We start from the raw sequence: 17,537 nt of genomic DNA, 5'->3' as shown, positions 1-17,537 counted from the left end.
GCGTGGATGGCCGGGTCAAGCCCGGCCATGACGGAGAGGGTTGGGACGCGCCCGGCCATGTCGGAGAGGGCGGGGTCGCCGAGATTTCTGGAGTCCTCGTCCTTCGAGACGCATCGCCGAGGGGCGATGCTCCTCAGGATGAGGGGATCGAGAATTGGGCTTACTGGTCAGGTCGGTTGGTCTGGCTGGCAATGCAACAGGCTGGCTGCTGAGCTCAGCGCCGTCTGAATAGTCAATGCAGTCCTCCCTCCACCGTCATCCCCGGGCTTGACCCGGGGTTCCACGCGCTGGGCTCCCGCGTGGATGGCCGGGTCAAGCCCGGCCATGACGGAGAGGGTTGGGACGAGCCCGGCCATGACGGAGAGGGGTGGGGCGTCGCCGTCCCGCCATGACGGAGAGGGCGGGCGCCGCCCTCCGGCGCCGATGCTTACTCCGCAGCCTGGCTCGAACGGCGGTCGCCTTCGGGCTTCCCGTCCGTGTAGGTGACGCGGTCGCGGTGGCGGTTGGGGCCGGGGTGGCCGGGCAGGGGCGGCAGGGCCTTTGCCTTTTCGAGGTCGATGCCCGCCCCCTCGGCGACGCGGCGGCCGTAGTCCTCGTCGCAGTGCCAGAAGTGCCAGACCATGCGCAGGGCGATGGGCTCAGGGCATTGCTTCATGTCTTCGACCAGATTGGCGATGAGGTCGTCGCGTTCCCAGTTCTCGAAGGTCCGGTAACGCTCGCCGGCCTGGCGGTAGTCGTCGCCCGTTCGGGTGGTCTGGTAGCGGCCGAGATGGCCTTCCACGAAGGGGTGGTAGTCCTTGGCGGGCTTGGGCGCCTCCCTCAGGCCGCCCATGGCGCTCGGCTCGTAGTTGACGTGCGGGTTCTCGCCGCCCCCGTCGACATGGTAGGTCATCTGGCCGTCGCGCTGGTTGGTGGCCGCGCGGGCGCGTTCCTGCGGGGCGTTGACCGGCAGTTGCAGGTAGTTGGGGCCGACGCGGTAGCGCTGGGTATCCGAATAGGACAGCGTGCGCCCCTGCAGCATCTTGTCGTCCGAGAAGTCGATGCCGTCGACCAGGACGCCGGTGCCGAAGGCCGACTGCTCGGTCTCGGCGAAGAAGTTGTTGGGGTTCTTGTCCAGCACGAGTCGGCCGACCGGCAGCAGCGGGAACTGGTCCTCGGGCCAGCGCTTTGTGTCGTCCAGCGGATCGAAGTCGAGCTCGGGGTGGTCGTCGTCCGACATGATCTGGACGCACATCTCCCACTCGGGATAGTCGCCGCGGTCGATCGCGTCATAAAGGTCGCGGGTGGCGTGGCCGACGTCGCGGGCCTGGATCTCGGCGGCCTGCGGGCTCGTGAGGTTCTTCACGCCGAGCTTGGGCTCGAACGAGAACTTCACAAGCACGGCCTGACCCTGGTCGTTGACCAGCTTGTAGGTGTTCACGCTGGAGCCCTGCATGTGACGGTAGTCGGCCGGGATGCCCCAGGGACTCTTCACCCACGCCACCATGTGCAGCGACTCGGGGTGGTGCATCACGAAGTCGAAGAAGCGCCACGCTTCCTGCCGGTTGGTGACCGGGTCCGGCTTGAAGGCGTGGATCATGTCCGGAAACTTGATGGCGTCCCGTATGAAGAAGACCTTGAGGTTGTTGCCGACCAGATCCCAGTTGCCGTCCACCGTCTTGAACTTGATGGCGAACCCACGCGGATCGCGGGCGGTCTCGGGGCTCTCCTTGCCGCCGATCACCGTGGAAAAGCGCAGGAACACGGGCGTCTTCACCCCAGCCTGGGTGAGCACTTTCGCGCGGGTGTATTTGGCGGCTGGCTCGTCGCCGATCTTTCCATACGCCTCGAAATAGCCGTGCGCGGCCGTGCCGCGGGCATGCACGACGCGCTCGGGAATGCGCTCCCGGTCAAAATGCGTGATCTTTTCGATGAACTGGTAGTTCTCGAGGGTCGCGGGGCCGCGCTCGCCGACGCTGCGCAGGCTCTGGTTGTCCGACACCGGATGGCCCTGCCGGGTGGTCAAAATCTTGCCGGTCTCCGGGGCGCCGGGTTGCTTCTGGCCTGAATCGCTCATGAGGGGTCTCCACTGGTCGGGGTCGGGGTCGCCGGGCAGGGGGATGCCCGGAGCGTTGTCGCGCTCCGGCCGCGGGGGGCAGCCGAAGCGCGGCGTTCTCAGTCTGCGTCTTCGCTCGCGACGATTTCGCAGGCCTCGTCGGTGGCTTCCTCGGTGAAGCCCGGCAGGGGCTCGGTGGCCTGGTCGCCGCAATACTCATCGACGAGATTGTCGCGCTGCAGAATTTCGGCCGCCTCGCGGGCGTCAGTCTGCCTCTGGGCGTAAGCCGCGACGGGCGCGCACGCCACGCACGCGGCCAGGACGATGATTCGGATCATGAACACTCCTCTGAGTTGTGGGGAGGGTGTGCGTCAATCACGTCGTCTCCATGGCGGCGTGCTCTTCTTTCGTGATCTCCGGCGCCGCCGACGCTGCGGAGGCCAAAGGTTCGGCCCGTTATCCCCGGCGGCGCGAGGCGTCGGAAAGGGGATCCAGGAGACTTGGCGAAGTCTCTGGCGGTGTTTCCTGGATCCTCTTCCCTGCCGCGGTTTCACCGCTCCGGCCGGGGATGACGGAGCGACAGCGGCTTCGATTCACGCGCTTCAGGCCGCGTAGGGCTCCAGCTTTTCCCACACAAACGACACGCCCGTGCCGGGCTCGTCAGGGGCGACCGCGAAGCCGTTTTCCATCACGAGCGGGCGCGTGGTGTAGCGGTCGATCGGGAAACTGTGGACCTCGATCCAGCCGGCCTGGGCAGCGCCGGGCGGGTCCTGGCCGGCGACAAGGCTGACATGCAGCTCCTGCATGCCGTGGCTGCACACCGGCAGGCCCTTGCGGCGACCGAGCGCGGCGGCGTGGAGCCAGCCGGTGATCCCGCCGCAATTGGAGCCGTCAGGCTGGATGAAGGAGAGCGCCGCATGGTCAAGCGCCAGCTCGAATTCGTGGATGGTGTGAAGGTTCTCGCCCATCGCGAGCGGCATGCCGGTCTCGCGGGCGATGCGGGCGTAGCCGAAATAGTCGTCCGGGATGGTGGGCTCCTCGAACCAGAGGAGATCGTAGGGCTGGAAGGCGTTCGCGGCCGCGATGGATTGCTCGACGCTGAGCGCGTAATTGGCGTCCACGGCGAACCGGACATCCGGGCCGATGCGCTCGCGCACGGCCGCCACGCGGGCGACGTCGTCGGCGAGGTCCGGCCGGCCGACCTTGATCTTCACGGCGTTGAAGCCGGCGTCGAGGTAGGAGCCGACGCTGGCGACGAGCTTCTCGGTGGAGAAGCCGAGGTCGATGCCGCCGCGATAGGCCTTGGCGGTGCGCCCTGCGCCGCCCGCCATGCGCCAGAGCGGGGCGTTCTCGCCCTTGCCCTTCAGGTCCCACAACGCGATGTCGAGCGCCGAGATCGCGAAGGAAGCGACGCCGCCACGACCCATATAGTGGATATGCCACTGCATGCCGTCATAGAGCGCGTCGATGTCGGCGGCGTCCTGGCCAAGCAGAAATGGCGCGAGGTCGTGCTCGATCATGGCCAGGATGGCGGCGCCGCCCTTGCCGCCCGTGTAGGTGTAGCCCGTGCCCTCGCGGCCGTCCTCCAGGCGGATTGTCGCCGTGACGAGCTGGAAATGCGTGTGGTCGCAGTGCTTGGAATCCGACAGCACCTCGTCCAGCGGGACGTTGAAAAGCCTCGCCTTCACGTCCCGGATGATCGAGCCTGCCGCCATGGGGTCCTCCGCTTTCGGGCGCGGCTCGTGGGCGGCCGCGCGTTGGAGCGGAGGTTAGGGTGCGAGGCTCGCCCTACGCAACCGCCCCAGCCGCGTCCGGCCTATGCGCGCCGGTCGGGGCGGCGGGTTCGGCTTCGCGCAGGACCGGCCTGAAGCCGCGAAGGCGCAGCGCGTTCGCGACCACGCTGACGCTGGAAAACGCCATCGCGAGCCCGGCGAACATCGGCGACATCAGGATGCCGAAGGCCGGGTAGAGCGCGCCGGCGGCGACCGGGATCAGCACCACGTTGTAGCCGAACGCCCAGGCGAGGTTCTCGCGGATGTTGCGGATGGTGGCGCGGCTGAGCGCGATCGCGTTGGCCGCGCCGGCGAGGTTGCCGGACATCAGCACCACGTCGGCGCTCTCGATGGCGATGTCCGCGCCGGCCCCGATCGCGACGCCGACATCGGCCTGCGCGAGCGCGGGGGCGTCGTTGACGCCGTCGCCGATGAACGCCACCTTGGCGGCGCCGTCGTTCTGCAGGCGCGCCACAACGGCGGCCTTGTCGGTGGGCAGCACCTCGGCGACCACCTCGTCGATGCCGAGGCGGCGCGCGATGGCGTCCGCGGTGGCGCGGTTGTCGCCCGTGATCATCACGATGCGCAGGCCGAGCGCGCGCAGCGCGTCCAGGGCGGCGGGCGTGGTCGGCTTGATCGGGTCCGACACGGCCAGGATGGCGGCGAGCCGGCCGTCCACGGCGGCGTAGAGCGGGGTCTTGCCGTCGCGGCCAAGGCGGGCGGCGGCGTCGGCCAGCGGCGCGGGATCGAGCCCGAGCTTGCGCATGTAGCGATCCGCGCCGACCTGGACGGTGCGGCCGGCGACCTGGGCCGACACGCCATAGCCGGGCTCGGCCGCGAAGCCGGCTGTCTCGGGAATCGCAAAGCCGCGCCGGCGCGCTTCGGCCACGATGGCGGCCGCGACAGGGTGCTCGGACCGGCTCTCCACGGCGGCGACGAGGGGCAGGAGATCGTCGGCCGCGAAGCCCGGCAAGGCCTCGATGTCGGTGAGCTCGGGCTTGCCGCGCGTCAGGGTGCCGGTTTTGTCCACGGCGACCACGGTGGCGTTGCGCAGCTGCTGCAGCGCCTCGCCGCGCCGGAACAGGATGCCGAGTTCGGCGGCCTTGCCGGTTCCGACCATGATGGAGGTGGGCGTCGCCAGCCCCATCGCGCACGGACAGGCGATGATCAGCACCGCGACGGCGTTGACCAGCGCATAAGTGAGGGCCGGGGAGGGGCCGAACGTGAGCCAGGCCGCAAAGGTGAGCGTCGCCAACGCCATCACGGCGGGGACGAACCAGAGCGTGACGCGGTCCACGGTCGCCTGGATGGGCAGCTTGGCGCCTTGGGCCCGCTGGACGGTCTGGACGATCTGGGCGAGCAGCGTGTCGGCCCCCACCCTGGCGGCGCGAAACCGGAAGGCCCCGACGCCGTTCACGGAGCCGCCGATCACGGAATCGCCGACGCGGCGGCTGGCCGGAATAGGCTCGCCGGTGATCATGGCCTCGTCGATGTGGGACGCGCCCTCGACGATCACGCCGTCCACCGGGATCTTCTCGCCGGGGCGGACGGACACGATGTCGCCGACCTGCACGGCTTCGATAGCGATGTCCTGCTCCTGCCCGTCGCGGATCACGCGAGCGGTTTTGGCGCCCAGCGTCAGGAGGCGGCGGATAGCCTCGCCGGCGCCGCCGCGGGCCCGGGCCTCGAACAGGCGGCCGAGCAGGATCAGGGTCACCACCACGGCGGCGGCTTCGTAGTAGGTGAAGCGGGCGTTCTCGGGCAGCCACTCGGGCGCGAAGGTCGCGACCAGCGAGTAGCCGTAGGCGGCCGCGGCGCCCACCGCCACGAGGCTGTTCATATCGGGGGCGAGGCGGACCAGCGCAGGCCAGCCCTTGCGGTGGAAGCGCAAGCCGGGGCCAAACAGCACCAGCGTGGCGAGCACGAAGGAGATGAGACGGATCGGCTGCTCGCCGAAGGTCCCCAGCAGCCAGTGGTGGAACGGGGCGTAGAGATGGGCCCCCATCTCGAGAACCAGCAATGGCAGCGTGCCGATGGCGGCCAGCACGACGTCGCTGCGCAGCGCCGCGATTTCGGCGGCGCGGTTCTCGCGCTCGCGGTCCGTCTGCTCCTGGCCGGAACTCGCCAGCGCGGCGTCGTAGCCGGCGTTTTCGACCGCTTCGATCAGGGCGGCGGGCGCGACGCCGGGGGCCGTCACGGCGGCGCGCTCGGTGGCGAGGTTCACGGAAGCGGCTGTGACGCCGGGCGTGCGCAGCAGCGCGCGCTCGACATGGCTCACGCAGGACGCGCAGGTCATGCCCTCGATGGCGAGTTCGATGGTGTGGCCTGCGGTTGTCATGGGGAAACTCCCTTTACCCCGCGATATAGGGAGTTTCCGGTTGCTGCGCCAATGCGGGTCAGCCCTGACCGGCGGGGGCGACGAGCGCGAAGGCGGCGCCCTGCGGGTCCACGCACTGGGCGATGCGGCTGCCGCCCGGCACGTCCATCGGGCCGTTGAGAACACGGCCGCCGCCGTTTTTGACGCGTTCCAGCGCGGCGTCGATCCCGGCGACATTGAAATAGTAGAGCCAGTGCGGCGCCGGGATCTGTGGCGGCTTGGTCATGATCCCGCCCATCGGAACGCCGTCGGCCGCCACGATGCGGTAGACGCCCATCGGGCCCATGTCCATGTCGTGGTCCACCGTCCAGCCGAACTGGGCGGCGTAGAAGTCGAAGGCCTGCGGGCCGTCGCCGGCGTAGAGCTCGCGCCAGCCGACCTGGCCGGGCGCGTTCTTTTGCTCGCAAGGACCCTGCGAGCCGCCGCGGGGCGCGAACAGGCAGAACACCGCGCCATGCGGGTCCGCCAGCACCGAGAAGCGGCCGATGTCCGGAATGTCGGCCGGCTCGCGGTGCACCCTGGCGCCGCCAGCGCGCGCCTGGTCGGTGGCGGCGTCGACGTCCGGCACGCCCACATAGCCGATCCAGCCCGGCGCTCCGCCGTTCTGGCGGGCCTCGTCGGGCAGCGTCATCATCCCGACGGCCGGCATCGTCTCGCCGGGCGGCATCATCAGGTAGTACTCGAGGTCGCCGTTGGGGTAGCGGTTCGGCGTCCAGCCGACCACGGCCGCATAGAACGCGCGCGCGGCCGCGAGATCGCTGGTCATCAACTCGTACCAGACGAAGGGGTGGGCCATGGTGTCCTCCTGGCTTTGGTTTGGCGTCGGCTCAGTCCGCCGCGCCGTCGAAGGCCCGGCGCAGGGTTGGCAAGTCCAGCTTCACCATGTCCATCATGGCCTGCATGTAGCGCCGGCGCTTGGCGTCGTCGGGGTCCTTCAGCATCGTGAAGGCTTCCGCCGGCACGACCTGCCAGGACACGCCGTAGCCGTCCGTGATCCAGCCGCACGCCATGGGCTGGCCGCCGCCGTCCAGGATGGCGTTCCAGACGCGGTCGACCTCGTCCTGCCCGTCGCAGGAGAGCACCAGCGAGACGGCGGGCGTGAAGCTGAAATTGGGGCCGCCGTTCAGCGCCGCGTAGGGCTGGCCGGCGAGCGTGAACTCGACCAGCAATACGCCGCCCTGCTTCACGGCGGGCGTGTCCACCGGGGTGGTGATCACCGCGCCCATGCGCGAGTTGGGGAACGCCGAGCAGTACCAGCGGGCGGCTTCCTCGGCCTGGCCGTTGAACCAGAGGCAGTGCGAGAGTTCGGTCATCGGATGCTCCTCAGATCTGCGCGGCTTCGGCGGGCGCCATGGCGGCCTTGCAGGCTTCCAGGTCCATCCACATGATCTCCCAGCCGTGGCCGTCCGGGTCCTCGAAGCTGCGGCCGTACATGAAGCCGTGCTCCTGCACGGCGCTGGGATCGGGCTTGCCGCCGGCGCCAGCCGCCCGCGCGACGGTGTCGTCCACCTCCTGGCGGCTTTCGGCCGACAGGCAGATCAGAACCTCGCTGGTTCGCGCGTCCGCGATCGCCTTGTCGGTGAACTGGCGATACTTGTCGTGCGTCAGCAGCATGGCGTGGATGGTGTCGGAAAACACCATGCAGGCCGCAGTGTGGTCGCTGAACATGTCGTTCTTGCGCGCGCCGATCGCCTCATAGAAGGCGGTCGCCCTCGCGAGGTCCGCGACGGGCAGGTTCACGAAAATCATCTTGGGCATAGGGGGGATCCTCCACGGCTCCTCTGCGGGGAGCATTTGCGACAAGTAGCCGAGTGTGTTATAAAACGCAACTATGAAGTTAGAAAAAATAACTGAAAAGTCTCATCCGGCCCGGCGCACCTATGACGACGCCTGCGGCACGGCGCATGGGATGGAACTCGTCGGCGAGCGCTGGGCGCTGCTGGTAATGCGCGAGCTCATGCTCGGGCCCAAGCGCTTCAGCGACCTGCGCGCCGACCTGCCGGGCATCAGCGCCAACGTGCTGACGCAGCGGCTCGAAGGACTGGAAGCCTCCGGGCTCGTCCTGCGGCGCAAGCTGCCGCCGCCCGCCGCCGCGCAGGTGTACGAGCTGACGCCCTGGGGCTACGAGGCGGAGCCGATCGTGCAGTCCCTCGGGCGCTGGGCGACGCGCTCGCCCCTGCACGATCCGTCGCTGCCGCTGAGCGCCACGTCGCTGATGCTGTCGTTCCGGACGATGTTCGATCCCGCCCGGGCAGTAGGATTGTCGGCCCGGATCGGCTTTCGCCTGCGCGAGGAGGAGTTCCTGGTCGTGGTCGAGGACGGACGCATCGCGGCGAACCGCGGCCCGGCCGGGGAGGGCGGGGCGGTGCTGACGGGCGAGCCCACCGCCGTTGCGGGAGCCGTCTACGGCAAGGTTCCGCTCGCGGCTCTCGAGGCGCATGGCGCCCTGCGAGTGGAAGGCGACCGCGCGCTGTTCGAGCGCTTCGCGACGTTGTTCCCCTTGCCGCCGAAGGTCGGCGCGGAGCCGCAGGGCCAGGCCTCGCTCTCTCCGTGATTGCGAGCGCAGCGCAGCGATCCATCCGCCGGGCCTGGAGCGCCACGCCCGGCATCTGGATTGCCGCGTCGCTTCGCTCCTCGCAATGACGGGGGAGACATTTCGCGCCCACTCTATCCTGTGCGCTCGCCCCGGAGGGGGACCGGCTTATGCCATTGCCCGCGCTGCGCTTCCTCCTCCATACTCGCCGAAACGCCGGAGGGGACGATGCTGCTGAGGGGAAAGACCGCCGTGATCTCGGGGGCTGCGGGTCGGCGCGGGATCGGGCTCGCGACGGCGCGGCTGTTCGCCGAACATGGAGCGAGGGTGGCGATCCTGGACGTGGACGGGGCAGGCGCGGTCGAGGCGGCGGCTTCGCTGGGCGAGTGGCATCTCGGCGTCGGCTGCGACGTCACGGATGCGCAGGCGTGCAAGGCGGCGATCGGGCAAGCGCTGGCCGCCTTCGGGCAAGTCGACATCCTGCTCAACAACGCCGGCGTGACCCAGCCGGTGCGCACCATGGACATCGACGAGGCGAGTTGGAGGCGCATCCTCGACGTCAATCTCACGGGCGTGCTGAACCTCAGCCAGGCCGTGATTCCGCACATGCGCGAGCGGCGGGCAGGCTCCATCGTGTGCATGTCGTCGGTTTCGGCGCAGCGGGGCGGCGGCATCTTCGGCGGGCCGCATTACTCGGCCGCCAAGGCGGGCGTGCTCGGCCTCGCCAAGGCGATGGCGCGCGAGCTCGGGCCGGACAACATCCGGGTGAACTGCGTCGCGCCCGGCTTGGTGCAGACCGACATCACGGGCGACAGGCTCACCGACGCCATGCGGGCGGACATTCTCAAGGGCATCCCGCTGGGGCGCCTCGGCGAAGCCCGTGACGTCGCCGGGATCTACCTGTTCCTCGCCTCCGACCTGTCCGCCTATGTCACCGGGGCCGTGATCGACGTGAACGGCGGAATGCTGATCCATTGAACTGAGGCCACCGATGACGCCAAACGACGACCCGGGCGCGGCGCGCGCCAACCTTTCGCTGGCCGAGCGCGCCTGGCGCATCCGCCGCCACGCGCTGCGCATGGGCGAGGTGCAGGGCCAGGGCTATATCGCGCAGGCGCTCGGCATCTCGGACGTGCTCGCCGTGTCCTATTTCCACGCCCTGAACCACCGGCCGGAGGACCCGGCCTGGGAGGGGCGCGACCGCTTTCTCCTGTCCATCGGCCATTACGCCATCGCGCTCTATGCGGCGCTGATCGAGGCCGGCGTGCTGCCCGAGGACGAGCTCGACAGCTACGGCTCGGACGATAGCCGCCTGCCGATGAGCGGCATGGCGGCCTATACGCCCGGCATGGAGATCACGGGCGGCTCGCTCGGCCAGGGACTCAGCGTGGCGGTGGGCATGGCGCTCGGGCTGAAACGCAAGCGCTCGCGCTCCTTCGTGTACACGCTGTTCTCGGACGGAGAGCTCGACGAGGGCTCGGTCTGGGAGGCCGCGATGTCGGCCGGGAGCTGGAAGCTCGACAACCTGATCGGCATCGTCGACGTCAACAACATGCAGGCCGACGGGCCCTCCAGGGGCGTCTTGAACTTCGAGCCGCTGCTGCCGAAATTCGAGGCCTTCGGCTGGCATGCGCAGCGCGTGGACGGCAACGACATCGAGGCGCTGGTGGCGGCCTTCGACGCCGCCCGCAACCTCGACGAGCCGCGCCCGCGGATCATTATCTGCGACACCAAGATGGCGAAAGGCGTGCCCTTTCTGGAAGCGCGCGAGCGCAATCACTTCCTGCGCGTGGAGCCCGACGAATGGGCGCAGGCGCTGGACGTGCTCGAAGCCGGGAGGCCCTGATGCGCCGTTCGAAATACGAGCGCCCCGTGCGCGAGCCGGCGCCGGAGGGCGGCAGGGCCAAGACCTCTGCGATGATCGCCTCCATCGCGGGGCCGGACCAGCGCACCAAGCCGGCGCCCTTCGGAGAGGCGCTGGCCACGCTGGCGCAGTCGCGGCCGCAGATCGTCGGCATGACAGCCGACCTCAGCAAGTACACGGACCTGCACGTCTTCGCGAAGGCGCATCCGGACCGGTTCTACCAGATGGGCATGGCCGAGCAGCTCTTGATGGGCGCGGCCGCCGGCATGGCGCGCGAGGGCTTCCAGCCCTTCGTGACCACCTATGCGGTGTTCGCGTCGCGCCGCGCCTATGACTTTATCTGCATGGCGATCGCGGAGGAGAACCTCGACGTGAAGATCGTCTGCGCCCTGCCGGGGCTGACCACCGGCTACGGGCCGAGCCACCAGGCGACCGAGGACCTGGCGATCTTCCGCGGCCTGCCGAACATGACGATCATCGACCCTTGCGACGCGCACGAGATCGAGCAGGCCACCGTGGCGATCGCGGACCATCCCGGCCCGGTCTACATGCGGCTCTTGCGCGGCCACGTTCCGCTGGTGCTGGACGAGTACGGCTACCGGTTCGAGCTCGGCAAGGCCAAGGTTCTGCGCGACGGCCGCGACTGCATGATCGTCTCCACCGGGCTCATGACCATGGGCGCGCTGGAGGCCGCCACGCTGCTGGCCCGGGACGGCGTCGACGTGGGCGTGACCCATGTTCCGACGATCAAGCCGCTCGACGAAGCGACACTCTTGGAGGTCGCGGGCCGCACCGGGCGGCTGATGGTCGTGGCCGAGAACCACACCATCGTGGGCGGCCTCGGCGAAGCCGTGGCCGGCGTGCTGCTGCGCGCCGGCGTGATCCCGGCGGCGTTCAAGCAGATCGCGCTGCCCGACGCCTTTCTGGACGCGGGCGCGCTGCCGACGCTGCACGACCGCTACGGGATTTCCACGCCCAAGGTTGTGGAGCGCGTGCGGGGGTGGCTGGGTTGAGCCAGCCTCAGTTCACCGCCGTCGCGGGCCTGCGCGCCACGAAGCGAAAGCCGCCGGCGTTGCGGGCAACCCGGAGCAGGTCGGAGGCTTCGGTTGTCCCCTTGAGCTGACGCTTCGCCGCCCAGCACATTCGGCTGATCCAGTTTGGCGCGGCCGCGACCGCCTGCTGAAGGCGCGTCGGCATGCCTGGATAGAGCGCCATCTCGGCCTGCGCCCGCGATCCGCTCCAGTCATGATTGGGCGCGATCGCCACCACGTCGAAGCCCGCCCGGCTCAGCACCGCCTGCAGGCCGAGATGGGTCATGTGATAGTGGCTGTTCATGTGGAAGGGCTCGAGGAACGCGACCGTCCCGATGAACATGCCGCCCGGCTGGAGCACGCGAAACGCTTCGCTCACGGCGATGTCCGGGAAGGCAAGATGTTCCAGCACGGCGACCGAGAGCACGAAGGCGAAAGCGCTGTCGCTGAACGGAAGCGCATGCGCATCGGCGAGCATGTCCGGCTTGTCGCCGTCGTAATCGACGCCCAGATAGTCGAAACCCGTAACTTGACGACAGATTTTCTCGAAATTGCGGTCGCCGCAGCCGAGGTCGAGCATTTTCTCGCCGTCCCGCGAGGCGCAGGGAAAGTGGCTGACCAAAGGCGCGGACAGCCTGTTCCCGTAGGATAGTTCTGGGGTGGAACGCAGGTCGGACAGGAACTCGCCTGCGCCAGCAGGGTCGACCGGAATTTCGTCGATGAGCTTCGACGCGCCCGTGGGGTCCGGGCTGTAATGCACTGTTCTTTTGATCTTCCGGCGTAACCGCAGGTCGGGCTGACCATTGGAGCGGGGATACGCCGTCCCGCAGCCCATGCAGATGAATTCCGCCGCCCCGTCTGATAGCGCGCTATGGCACGCCGGACATACAACAAACGAAGGCAGCCCGTGGTCATGGACGGCTTCGGCCGCCTCACCGCGGACACTTGCTTCAACACTCGTCATCGCTCACTCAGCTTTCGCTGGAGACGAAGCGTCGCTCAGATTTTTATCCACGAAAACCGCTATGTCCCTGAATTTCCCCCAGCCGCTTTGTGCGTTGGGAGAGCATCAACCCAGTGGGTCGCCGCATGAGAATTGGTCACGACGGACCATTCTCAAAGGCTACTGGAGGGGGAAGACCGCAACAGTCAGACAGTGGCGCTTCGCGGGCGACAACTCAGTCTCAGACATTTTGCGTTGTCCGGCGGATCGGCGGCCGGAAGAGCCACCCGGAATTTCACCGGGTCCTTGCGATACCCCAAGTGTACCGGCAACGCTCGTGCGGCGCAATACGCCTTAATGAGTCGCCTTACTGCTCAGCCTATACCTTGAGAGCCACGGTTTCTGGTTTTTTCACCGGCAGGACACGCACTTGGCGGCCGTCCCGGTTTCGGCGCGTCATGTCTTCATCCGGTCCCGCAGCTCGGTCTTCAGCACCTTGCCGTAGTTGTTCTTGGGCAGCGCTTCCACGAACTCGTAGCTTTTCGGGCGCTTGAAGCGCGCGATGTTGTCGAGGCACAGGGCGTCCAGGGCAGCCGGGTCGACGCTTTCGCTGGGCTTGGCCACCACGAACGCGACCACCTCCTCGCCCCAGTCGGGATGCGGCCGACCCACCACCGAGACCTCCAGCACGCCCGGATGGCGTAGCAGCACTTCCTCGATCTCGCGGGGATAGATGTTGCTGCCGCCGCTGATGATCATGTCCTTGGACCGGTCGCGCAGGGTCAGGAACCCGCGTTCGTCCATGCTGCCGAGATCGCCCGTGTGAAGCCAGCCGCCGCGCAGGGCTTCGGCGCTGGCCGTCGGGTTGTTCCAGTAGCCCTGCATCATGCAGTCGCTGCGGGTGACGACCTCGCCGATTTCCCCCGGCGGCACGTCCTCGTCCCTGTCGTTCACAACCCGCACCAGGACGCCCGTCCGGGCGACCCCGCAGGTGCGCAGATCGTCAGGCGCGTCGTGCATGGTTTTCGCCAGTCCGGCGATTGTCATCGGGGACTCGCCCTGGCCGTAGATCTGGTAGAGGCGAGGGCCGAAGATCGCCAGGGCGCGCCGGAGGTCGGCGACGTACATTGGCCCGCCGCCGTAATAGATTGTCTTGATGCTCTCGGTCCTGAGGGAGGACGCGAGCGGGCTGTGGACCAACCGGGTCAGCATGGTGGGGGCGGCCCACATGGTGACGTTGGAGTACCGCAGCAGCGCATCCGCGATGGCCTCGATGTCGAAGCCGGGCAGCACGACCTGGTGGCCGCCCCTGAGCAGATGCGGAAGGGCGAACAGGCCCGACGCATGCGAGAGCGGCGCCGTATGCAGCTTCACGTCGCGGGCGTCGAGCGCGTCGATGTCGGCGTAATAGGAATAGCTCATGAAGAGCAGGTTGCGGTGGCTCAGAATCGCGCCCTTCGGCCGGCCGGTGGTTCCGCTGGTGTAGAAGATCCAGGCCCGCTCCTCGGCGCCGCCCGGGTGAACCGCGCAAGGGTCGCAGCCCAGCAGCCTGGCGTAGTCCGGCGTGCGGGTGCAGACCAGCGTCTCCAGCGTTTCCACCTGGGAGACGAGGGGCGTGAGGCCGTCGGCCAGGCCGGGCGTCGTGAATGCGGCGCGGGCGCCGGAGTCGCGCACGATGTGCTCGACCTCGCGCGGGTGCAGCTTGGCGTTCACCGGCACCACGCAGAGCCCAGCCGTCCAGCAGGCGACAAGCAGCTCCAGGAACTCGCCGCAGTTCTCCATCGCGAGAACGACGCGGTCGCCGGGCGCGAGCCCGCGCTCGCGGAGGGCTCCGCCGATACGGGCGGCGCGATCCACGAAGGCCGCGTAGCTGTGCGTGACCGCCCCATCCGTCACCGCAGGGGCGTCGGGCTGGCGGCGGGCCACGTCCCGGATCATCGCGGCGAGGTTCATGGCGTCGATCTCCCTTCGTTGCGCATCCTGGCGTCGGCGTTGCGCGCCGTCATGGATATTGGCGCGCGCGACCGGGCCCGCACACCGACATGATGGTTGACGACGGGGCAAAGTTCCAGCACTGTTTGAAATAATGAAACAGCGTTTCACTATTTGAAACGACATGGGCAGGAAATGAGCGACGTCCTGGACAGGCCCACGGCAGGCGCGACGAGCACGCTGGATCTGGCGCTGCGGATCGTCGAGTTCCTCGCCTATCAGAGCGGGCCGACGACGCTGGCCGCGATCGCAACCGAGTTCGGCGCGTCGAAGGCCACCGTGCATCGGCACCTGCGCGGTCTGGCGAGCCGGGGCTTCGTCCGGCAGGACGCCGCGACGGGGCGCTACGATGTCGGCGTGAAGCTGATGGTGCTCGGCGAGGCCTGCCGCAGCCGCTTCGACATCGTCACAACGGCGCGGCCCGAACTGATCCAGCTGCGCGACGAAACCGGCCAGGCCGTGACCATCTGCGCGCTGGTGGACGGCGACGTGGTGGTGCTGGAGCTCACCCAGGGCCGCACCGTGATCGAGTTCGCGACCCGACCCGGAACGAAGCTCGCCCTGCACGCCAGCGCGCACGGCAAGATCTGGCTCGCCTTCGGCCCGGCCGCGCTGCTCGACGCCGTGCGCCAGGCGCCGCTCCCGGCCTGGACGCCCGAGACCATCACGGATCCGCAAACGCTGGAGCGCGACGTCGCGAAGGTGCGCGAGCGCGGCTGGTCCACGGCGCCGGACGAGGTGATCAGCGGCGTCAACACCATTGCGGCGCCGGTCTACGACCACCAGGGGCGCCTCGTGGCCTCGATCGCGATCGTGGGCGCCAAGCAATTCATCCCCGCCGACCCTGCCGACGCGCAGGTCGAGGCGGTCGTCGGGACCGCGAGACGCATTTCGCGGGCCTTGGGCTGGAGAGAGTGACCCCCATGACGTACTCGCTCGCTGTCGACATCGGCGGCACGTTCACCGACATCGTGCTGCGCCACGCTGGCGGCGCGCTGACGGTGGACAAGACGCTGACCACGCACCACGACCTGCTGGAAGGCTTTTTCGGCGGCGTCCATGCGGTGCTGGCCAAGGCCGGCGTCCAGCCGTCCGACGTCGGCGGCGTGGTGGTGCACGCCACCACGGTGGTGACCAACGCGCTGATCGAGCGCAAGGGCCAGCCCACCGCGCTGGTGACCACCGAGGGCTTCGGCGACGTGCTCTACATTCGCAACGAGCACCGCTACGAAATGTACGACCCGCAGATCGAGTTTCCGGAGCCGCTGGCGCCGGCGGAGCTCACCTTCGGGGTCGCGGAGCGCACGCTGGCGGACGGCCGCGTCACGCAGGAGCCCACCCCGGCCGCGATCGCCACGCTGGTCGAGCAGGTGGCGGCGAGCGGCGCCAAGGCCGTGGCGGTGTGCTTTCTCAACAGCTTCGCCAACGCCCAGAACGAACGGCTGGTGGTCGCCGGATTGCGCGACGCGCTGCCGGACCTGTTTATCTGCTGCTCCTCGGACGTGGCGCCGCAGATCCGAGAATACCCCCGGGCGTCGACCACGACGGTGAACGCCTACGCGATGCCGATCTCGCAGCCCTACCTGCGCCGCCTCTCCGAGCGTCTGGGCCGCGAGGGCTTCGCCAACACGCCGCTCATCATGCTGAGCTCGGGCGGGGTCGTCGGGGCCGAGACTGCGGGGCGCAATCCCGTCCGGATGATCGAGAGCGGCCCGGCCGCCGGCGCGCTGGCCGCCTGCCACTACGCCGAGCTGCTGGGCGTCGACCGACTGATGTCCTTTGACATGGGCGGCACCACCGCCAAGGCCTGCCTGATCGAGAACCGCCAGCCGCTCGTCACCGGCCTGTTCGAGGTCGACCGGCGCTATCGCTTCAAGGAGGGCAGCGGCCTGCCGGTGACGGTGCCGTCCATCGACATGATCGAGATCGGCGCCGGCGGCGGCTCCATCGCGCATGTGGACGCGCTGGGGCTGCTGAAGGTCGGCCCGCACAGCGCCGGCTCCCAGCCGGGCCCCGCCTGCTACGGCCGCGGCGGCCAGAACGTCACGGTGACGGACGCCGACCTGATGCTGGGCCTGATCGACGCCGAGAACTTCCTCGGCGGCGACATGCGTCTCGACCTGCCGGCGACCGAGCGCGCGGTGGCGGCGCTGGCCGACAAGCTCCATGTCGCCCCGGTTGAGGCTGCGCGCGGCGTGTTCCGGGTCGTCACGGAGGCCATGGCGTCGGCGGCGCGCACGCACGCGACCGATCGCGGGGTAGACTATCGCGGCTTGCCGTTGTTCGCATTCGGGGGCGCAGGTCCGCTCCACGCCTGCGAGGTCGCAAGCCTGCTGCAAAGCACCAGCGTGATCGTGCCGCCGCAATCGAGCGTGTTGTCGGCCTTCGGCACCCTCGTCACGCCGGTCCGGCTCGACCTCGTGCGCAGTGATCTCGGTCGGCTCGGCGAGCTCGACTGGGGCCGTGTGGACGCCATTCTCAACGAGCTCACCGCCGAGGCGACGGCGGCTCTGGGCGAGGCCGGCTGCGCGCCAGCCGACGTCACCTTCAGTTTCGGCGCCGACATGCGCTATGTCGGCCAGCAGCACGAAGTAGCGGTGACCTTCGCCGAGGACCCGCGCGCGGGTCGCGATCTCGCAGACGTGGAACATCGCTTCACCGAAGCCTACCGGACGCTCTACGGCATGAACCCCTCGCACGTGCCGGTCGAGATCGTCACCTGGCGGGTGACGGCGCGCGGGCCGCTGGTCGGCGTCAAGGCCATCCCGAGGGCGGGCTCATCGCCCGGCGAGCCGCGTCGGCGCCGTCTCGTCCACGCTTGGGCAGACAGCCAGAACACCCCTGTCTACAATCGCGCCGATCTCGCCGTGGGCCAGTCGATCACCGGCCCGGCGATCATCGAGGAGCGCGAGACCACCACCGCCTTGCCGCCCGGCTGGGTCGCCGTCATCGACAGCCTCGGCTGCATCGTCGCCACGAAGGGATAATCC

At 68.8% G+C, this 17,537-nt stretch carries 15 protein-coding genes and 1 other annotated feature; of the genes, 6 read left to right on the top strand and 9 right to left on the bottom strand.

The window, feature by feature from the left end:
- Positions 1-427: 427 nt before the first annotated feature.
- From IEV99_RS18365 to IEV99_RS18335, 7 genes are all read right to left on the bottom strand, one after another.
- Positions 428-2,056 carry a catalase gene (locus IEV99_RS18365; protein WP_188519167.1) on the bottom strand — a complete coding sequence of 543 codons (1,629 nt, stop codon included), beginning with the start codon at positions 2,054-2,056 and terminating at the stop codon, positions 428-430.
- A 98-nt stretch (positions 2,057-2,154) separates the two neighbouring features.
- Positions 2,155-2,373: a hypothetical protein gene (locus IEV99_RS18360; protein WP_188519166.1), complete on the bottom strand. Its 219-nt coding sequence runs from the start codon at positions 2,371-2,373 to the stop codon at positions 2,155-2,157.
- A 264-nt stretch (positions 2,374-2,637) separates the two neighbouring features.
- Entirely contained in the window at positions 2,638-3,750 is a 1,113-nt protein-coding gene (locus IEV99_RS18355) for a mandelate racemase/muconate lactonizing enzyme family protein (RefSeq protein ID WP_188519165.1), read from the bottom strand.
- 73 nt (positions 3,751-3,823) lie between these two features.
- A complete protein-coding gene (locus IEV99_RS18350) occupies positions 3,824-6,145 on the bottom strand; it encodes a heavy metal translocating P-type ATPase (RefSeq protein ID WP_188519164.1) in 2,322 nt (773 codons plus the stop codon).
- A 58-nt stretch (positions 6,146-6,203) separates the two neighbouring features.
- The gene (locus IEV99_RS18345) at positions 6,204-6,980 is read right to left on the bottom strand and encodes a VOC family protein (protein WP_188519163.1); all 777 of its coding nucleotides are present in this window, start codon (positions 6,978-6,980) and stop codon (positions 6,204-6,206) included.
- A 31-nt stretch (positions 6,981-7,011) separates the two neighbouring features.
- A complete protein-coding gene (locus IEV99_RS18340; RefSeq protein ID WP_188519162.1) occupies positions 7,012-7,497 on the bottom strand; it encodes a VOC family protein in 486 nt (161 codons plus the stop codon).
- A 10-nt stretch (positions 7,498-7,507) separates the two neighbouring features.
- A complete protein-coding gene (locus tag IEV99_RS18335; protein WP_188519161.1) occupies positions 7,508-7,942 on the bottom strand; it encodes a VOC family protein in 435 nt (144 codons plus the stop codon).
- Positions 7,943-8,015: 73 nt separating this feature from the next.
- Between IEV99_RS18335 and IEV99_RS18330 the strand changes: the two genes are divergently transcribed.
- The 4 genes from IEV99_RS18330 to IEV99_RS18315 all read left to right on the top strand — a co-directional run bounded on the left by IEV99_RS18330 (position 8,016) and on the right by IEV99_RS18315 (position 11,594).
- Positions 8,016-8,738 carry a winged helix-turn-helix transcriptional regulator gene (locus IEV99_RS18330; RefSeq protein ID WP_188519160.1) on the top strand — a complete coding sequence of 241 codons (723 nt, stop codon included), beginning with the start codon at positions 8,016-8,018 and terminating at the stop codon, positions 8,736-8,738.
- Between the two features lie 207 nt (positions 8,739-8,945).
- Positions 8,946-9,695 (top strand): SDR family NAD(P)-dependent oxidoreductase, encoded by a 750-nt coding sequence (locus tag IEV99_RS18325; RefSeq protein WP_188519159.1) that lies wholly within the window; start codon positions 8,946-8,948, stop codon positions 9,693-9,695.
- Between the two features lie 13 nt (positions 9,696-9,708).
- The gene (locus tag IEV99_RS18320) at positions 9,709-10,563 is read left to right on the top strand and encodes a transketolase (protein WP_188519158.1); all 855 of its coding nucleotides are present in this window, start codon (positions 9,709-9,711) and stop codon (positions 10,561-10,563) included.
- On the top strand, positions 10,563-11,594 hold the full coding sequence (locus tag IEV99_RS18315) for a transketolase family protein (protein ID WP_188519157.1): 1,032 nt from the start codon (positions 10,563-10,565) through the stop codon (positions 11,592-11,594). The genes IEV99_RS18320 and IEV99_RS18315 overlap by 1 nt, the downstream gene beginning before the upstream one ends.
- Before the next feature lie 7 nt (positions 11,595-11,601).
- Here IEV99_RS18315 and IEV99_RS18310 read toward each other — a convergent pair whose 3' ends face one another.
- Entirely contained in the window at positions 11,602-12,576 is a 975-nt protein-coding gene (locus IEV99_RS18310) for a class I SAM-dependent methyltransferase (protein ID WP_188519156.1), read from the bottom strand.
- A 232-nt stretch (positions 12,577-12,808) separates the two neighbouring features.
- Positions 12,809-12,864 (bottom strand) — a sequence feature (sul1 is cis-regulatory element that is thought to sense ions involved in sulfur or methionine metabolism; They are found in Alphaproteobacteria).
- Between the two features lie 147 nt (positions 12,865-13,011).
- On the bottom strand, positions 13,012-14,508 hold the full coding sequence (locus IEV99_RS18305) for a class I adenylate-forming enzyme family protein (RefSeq protein ID WP_188519155.1): 1,497 nt from the start codon (positions 14,506-14,508) through the stop codon (positions 13,012-13,014).
- Positions 14,509-14,682: 174 nt separating this feature from the next.
- Here IEV99_RS18305 and IEV99_RS18300 point away from each other — a divergent pair, with 174 nt between their 5' ends.
- Both IEV99_RS18300 and IEV99_RS18295 read left to right on the top strand, forming a co-directional pair.
- Positions 14,683-15,465 (top strand): IclR family transcriptional regulator, encoded by a 783-nt coding sequence (locus IEV99_RS18300; RefSeq protein ID WP_188519154.1) that lies wholly within the window; start codon positions 14,683-14,685, stop codon positions 15,463-15,465.
- A 5-nt stretch (positions 15,466-15,470) separates the two neighbouring features.
- On the top strand, positions 15,471-17,534 hold the full coding sequence (locus tag IEV99_RS18295; RefSeq protein WP_188519153.1) for a hydantoinase/oxoprolinase family protein: 2,064 nt from the start codon (positions 15,471-15,473) through the stop codon (positions 17,532-17,534).
- The last annotated feature ends 3 nt before the right edge of the window (positions 17,535-17,537 follow it).

The sequence above is a fragment of the Alsobacter metallidurans genome, assembly GCF_014636935.1.
GTDB classification, from domain to species: domain Bacteria; phylum Pseudomonadota; class Alphaproteobacteria; order Rhizobiales; family Beijerinckiaceae; genus Alsobacter; species Alsobacter metallidurans.
The sequence above is the reverse complement of the archived record's forward strand: the minus strand, read 5'-3'. Positions and strand labels throughout refer to the sequence as shown.